Here is a 4,716-nt window from a genome sequence, read left to right as displayed (position 1 = left end):
CGTCAGGAGGATCCACGCATGACCCAGCCCCAGCAGAGCACACCCGAGAGCGCACCGCAGTGGTTCACCGCCCGGCAGATCCTCGAGGCCGTGAGCCCACGGCGCGCCCGTCAGCTGCTGGCCGAGACGCTGCAGGACGGCTTCCGCCCCGAGGAGGATCCGGCCCGCGACAACGTGGCGGCGGGGGAGGGCCACATGCTGCTCATGCCCTCCGTGCTGGGGCCGTGGAGCGGCATCAAGGTGGCCTCGGTCTCCCCGGGAAATCCGCAGCGGGGCCTGCCGCGGATCCAGGCAACCTATCTGCTGCTGGACACCGCCACGCTCACTGTGCGCGCCATGATGGAGGGCAATGCGCTCACCACGCTGCGCACGCCGGCGATCTCTGCACTGGCCGCCGACCACCTGGCAATCCCGGACGCCCGCACCCTTATGGTGTTCGGCACGGGCCCGCAGGCGCTGTCCCACATCAAGGCGTTCGCGGACGTGCGGGCTCTCGACGAGGTGGTCGTGTGCGGGCGGTCCCCGGAGAAGGTCGATGCGGCCGTCGAGCACGCGCGGTCCCTCGGGCTGACGGCCCGTGCGGGTGACGCGGACGAGGTGGGCTCGGCGGACATCGTGGTGTGTGCGACCTCCGCGTCCCAGCCGCTGTTCGACGGGACGCTGGTTCGGGACTCGGCGTGCGTCGTCGCCATGGGCTCTCACGAGCCCGGAGCCCGGGAGCTGGACGACGCGATGATGGCCCGCGCCCAGGTGGTCGTGGAGGACCGCGGGACGGCGCTGCGGGAGGCGGGGGACGTGATTCAGGCCGTTGCCCACGGGGTGCTGGCGGAGGAGGCGCTCGTGCCGCTCGCGGACGTGGTCGCGGGACGCGCAGCCGTGGCCGAGGACCGGCCCCGCGTGTTCAAGTGCGTGGGGATGAGCTGGCAGGACCTCGCGGTGGCGGCCGGCGTGCTGGAGGCCGCGGACACGCCGTGACTCCCATCCGGGCGCGGCCCACAGGGCCGCGCCCCACGGGAGCACCAGAACCCACCCGCACCAGAGGGACGTGACGGGGGAGTGCCCGGACATGAGAAAACCCCGGAACCAGGGTTCCGGGGTTGTTCCTGGTGCGCGATACTGGGATCGAACCAGTGACCTCTTCCGTGTCAGGGAAGCGCGCTACCGCTGCGCCAATCGCGCTCAATGTTCAGTGTATTGAACGAGGTAGTTGCACCGAGGTGGAGACGGGATTCGAACCCGCGTTGACGGCTTTGCAGGCCGCTGCCTAACCACTCGGCCACCCCACCGGGGACCAGATCCTTGGAGGACAAGGTCTCAGGTCTCGACCAGGGTCGAAAACTGCGAGCGGACGACGGGAGTCGAACCCGCGACCCTCACCATGGCAAGGTGATGCTCTACCAGCTGAGCTACGTCCGCATTGTTGGTCGATCGGAAACCTGGTCTGCGGTTCTCCGTTCTTCCGAGCGGAAACTGTATCACAGGTTTTCGCGCTACCCGCTTGCTGCGACTTCCGGGTGTTTTCATCCGGTGGTCCTGGCCTGCGGGGCGTTGCCAACGAGGAAGAACATTACCCACACGCCCGGGTCCGGGCAAATCGCCGTCGCCGGCCGCGGGCCACACGGGGGAGGGACGTGGATTTGCCGATCGCGGATCATGTGTTCTAGAGTCTTCAACGTTGCAAGCGCGATTGGCGCAGCGGTAGCGCGCTTCGTTCACACCGAAGAGGTCACTGGTTCGATCCCAGTATCGCGCACGGAACGACGAGAAACCCGGTCCCGGGAGGGGCCGGGTTTTTTCGTGTCCGCACTGTGTTCGCGCCGTGTCCGTGTCTGCGCCCGTTCCTACGCTGGGCCCATGACGCAACCCCGTTTGGCCCAGTCCACGCCCACCGGTCGCATGTACGCGCGCAGGGAGGGCGGGGACCTGGAGGTTCCGTCCATCACCACGATCATCGGCTGCGAGGCCAACGACCTGGGCGGCTGGTACGGCTACAGCGCGGCCCAGGCCCTCGCCGCGGACCCGCAGCTGCCGGACGCACTGCGGGATTCCCGACGCCGCCGTGCCCTGGTCAACCACGCCGCGAAGGCCGCTGAACGGCACAGGGACCAGGCCGCGCAGCGGGGGGACCGCGTGCACGACTACTGCGAGCAGCTCGCGCTGCGTGCCATGGGCCGGGACCACCAGGTGGAGCGGGCCCGTGCGGACCTGGAGGAGCACCACGAGGCACGGTTCGCGGACAGTGCGGACCAGTGGTGGCAGCTCTACCGCCCGGAGCCGCTCGCGGCGGAGATCACCGTGTGGAACTCCACGGTGGGCTACGCCGGGACCCTGGACCTGGTGGCGCGGATCGGCGGCAAGGTCTGCCTGATCGACTACAAGACCAAGGGGACGGACCGCACCGGGCGTGTGAAGGCACCGGATCCCAAGGTGGTGACCCAGCTGGTTGCCGGGCTCAAGGCGGAGGAGTCCCTGGTGGACGCCGCCGCCGGGCAGTGGGAGCCCTGGGCGTACGGGGATGCCGAGGTGCTCATGGCCGTGGCCATCGGGGAGACCGAGGCGCTGACCGTGCAGGCGGTGGCCGAGCACTTGCCGGCGCACTGGTACAAGTTCTGCGCCCTGGCCAGGGTCTGGGCACGGTCCGCGCAGCTGGACGCGGCGGGCCCGCAGCTGCGCAGCATCGCCCCGCCGCCGCTCGAGGGTCGGCCCACGGGCCGGGTGGCGGGGGGAGCGGCCCCGGAGACCCGGACCGTGGCCGGGCCCGCCGTAGACTGAGACGAGCTGTTCACATCCACCCCACCCTCGCGAGGAGAGCATCACACGGTGAGTATTCTGCGCATCCGCACCATCGGGGACCCGGTGCTGCGGACCCCCGCCCAGGAGGTCACGGAGTTCGACGAGTCCCTCCGGACGCTCGTGCGGGACATGCTCGAGACCATGTACGCCGTGGGCGGGGTGGGTCTCGCCGCCCCCCAGGTGGGCGTGGGGCTGCAGGTCTTCACGTGGGGCATTCACGGGGACGAGGGCCACGTGGTCAACCCGCGGCTGAGCGTGGGGGACGAGCCGCAGGAGGGTGGCGAGGGCTGCCTGTCCGTGCCGGGCCTCTCGTACGAGACTCCCCGCAGGGACAGCGCCACGATCACGGGCGTGGACATGCACGGCAATCCCGTCCACCGCGAGGCCACGGGACTGCTGGCCCGCTGCTTCCAGCACGAGACCGACCACCTCTTCGGCCGGCTGTACGTCGACCGCCTGGAGGGTGAGGAGCGCAAGGACGCCATGAGGCAGCTGCGCAGCGACGCGTTCCGTGCCACGACCGAGCGGATCGCGCGGGAGCGGGACGAGCAGCGCGGCGCCCGGGGTGTGGCTCCCGGCGCCTCCTCCCAGGCCTCTGGTGCCGCTGCGTTCCGCACGGCCCGCGGTTCCGCAACCGGCCCGGAGCACGACGCCGCCGCGCGGGGTTCCGCGTTCGCCCGCTCGTCCTCCGCCTCCCACCCTGACGGCGCCCGCGGAGCCAGTGCCTTCCACCGGGCGGAAGGAATCCGATGAGCCAGGAACCGTTGAAGGTGCTCTACGCGGGCACCCCGGACACCGCGGTCCCGCCCCTGGAGGCGCTGCACGAGGATCCCCGGCTGCAGGTGGTGGCCGTGCTGACCCGCGAGGACGCCCCCGTGGGTCGGAAGAAGACCATGACGCCGTCTGCAGTGGCGCGCCGGGCCGAGGAACTGGACCTTCCCGTGCTCAAGGCCAACCGGGTGGGCCCGGAGCTGCACGACGCCCTGCGGGCCACGGGCGCGAGCATTGCCGCCGTCGTGGCCTACGGCGCGCTCCTGCCGCAGGCCGCGCTGGACGTGTTCGAGCACGGCTGGATCAACCTGCACTTCTCCCTGCTCCCGCAGTGGCGCGGGGCGGCCCCCGTCCAGCGAGCACTGATGGCGGGGGACCGCGTGGTGGGCGCCTCCACGTTCGTGCTGGACCAGGGGATGGACACCGGCCCCGTGGTGGGAACCCTCACGGACGAGGTCTCCGAGGAGGACACCGCCGGCACCGTCCTGGACCGGCTCGCGCACACAGGGGCCCCGCTGCTCGCCGAGTCCCTGCTGGGGGTGGCCTCGGGTGCCCTCCACCCGGAGCCTCAGCGCGGAGAGGCCAGCGCGGCGCCCAAGCTCACCGGCCCGGACGCCCGGATCACGTGGTCACAGCCTGCCGTGGTGGTGGCGCACCACGTCCGCGGCGTCACCCCGGAGCCCGGGGCGTGGACGGAGTTCGACGGCCAGCGCGTCAAGATCGAACGCGTGGTGCCGGCACCCCAGGTCACGGGGATCACCCCGGGTCACGTCGAGATCCGGGACCGGCAGGTCTTCGCCGGGACCGGGTCCTACGCGGTGGAACTGACCCGCGTGCAGCCCGCAGGCAAGAAGCCCATGGCGGCCCTGGACTGGGCCCGTGGCAAGCAGCACATGGAACAGGTGGCGTTCGTATGAGTCAGGACCGCAGCACCCACGGACAGGGTGGGCAGGAGGACGGCCGGGACCGTCCAGGACGGGCCGGTCGAGGCGGCTCCGGCGGCCGTGAGGACGGCCCCCGGGCGGCGCGGGACTCCTTCCGCTCCCGCGGCGGCACCGACCAGGGTCGGGCCGGGAACCCACGGCGCGGACCGGGGGACCGGCGTGGCGGAGCGACCGGCTCCGCGGTCCGCCCCGGCGACCGCCCGAACCG

Annotated in this window: 4 protein-coding genes and 4 tRNA genes; 5 read left to right on the top strand and 3 right to left on the bottom strand. The window is 71.6% G+C overall.

What is annotated here, in order from left to right; translation table 11 throughout:
* The first annotated feature begins 18 nt into the window (after positions 1 to 18).
* Positions 19 to 975 (top strand): ornithine cyclodeaminase family protein, encoded by a 957-nt coding sequence (locus D9R02_RS11235; RefSeq protein WP_102613984.1) that lies wholly within the window; start codon positions 19 to 21, stop codon positions 973 to 975.
* A 129-nt stretch (positions 976 to 1,104) separates the two neighbouring features.
* On the opposite strand, the gene D9R02_RS11230 is transcribed toward D9R02_RS11235, so the two are convergent.
* The 3 genes from D9R02_RS11230 to D9R02_RS11220 all read right to left on the bottom strand — a co-directional run bounded on the left by D9R02_RS11230 (position 1,105) and on the right by D9R02_RS11220 (position 1,416).
* A tRNA-Val gene (locus D9R02_RS11230) sits at positions 1,105 to 1,179 on the bottom strand.
* Between the two features lie 36 nt (positions 1,180 to 1,215).
* Positions 1,216 to 1,286 (bottom strand) — tRNA-Cys (locus D9R02_RS11225).
* A 57-nt stretch (positions 1,287 to 1,343) separates the two neighbouring features.
* A tRNA-Gly gene (locus tag D9R02_RS11220) sits at positions 1,344 to 1,416 on the bottom strand.
* A gap of 265 nt (positions 1,417 to 1,681) precedes the next feature.
* Here D9R02_RS11220 and D9R02_RS11215 point away from each other — a divergent pair.
* The 4 genes from D9R02_RS11215 (at position 1,682) to fmt (ending at position 4,481) form a co-directional block, all read left to right on the top strand.
* Positions 1,682 to 1,753, top strand: a tRNA-Val gene (locus tag D9R02_RS11215).
* A gap of 101 nt (positions 1,754 to 1,854) precedes the next feature.
* Positions 1,855 to 2,772 carry a cytochrome gene (locus tag D9R02_RS11210; RefSeq protein WP_147435362.1) on the top strand — a complete coding sequence of 306 codons (918 nt, stop codon included), beginning with the start codon at positions 1,855 to 1,857 and terminating at the stop codon, positions 2,770 to 2,772.
* Between the two features lie 48 nt (positions 2,773 to 2,820).
* Positions 2,821 to 3,546: a peptide deformylase gene (gene def, locus D9R02_RS11205; protein ID WP_070637915.1), complete on the top strand. Its 726-nt coding sequence runs from the start codon at positions 2,821 to 2,823 to the stop codon at positions 3,544 to 3,546.
* A gap of 11 nt (positions 3,547 to 3,557) precedes the next feature.
* The gene (gene fmt / locus D9R02_RS11200) at positions 3,558 to 4,481 is read left to right on the top strand and encodes a methionyl-tRNA formyltransferase (protein ID WP_070638541.1); all 924 of its coding nucleotides are present in this window, start codon (positions 3,558 to 3,560) and stop codon (positions 4,479 to 4,481) included.
* Positions 4,482 to 4,716: the final 235 nt, after the last annotated feature.

Source organism: Kocuria rhizophila, assembly GCF_003667225.1.
Lineage (GTDB): Bacteria > Actinomycetota > Actinomycetes > Actinomycetales > Micrococcaceae > Kocuria > Kocuria rhizophila.
The sequence above is the reverse complement of the archived record's forward strand: the minus strand, read 5'-3'. Positions and strand labels throughout refer to the sequence as shown.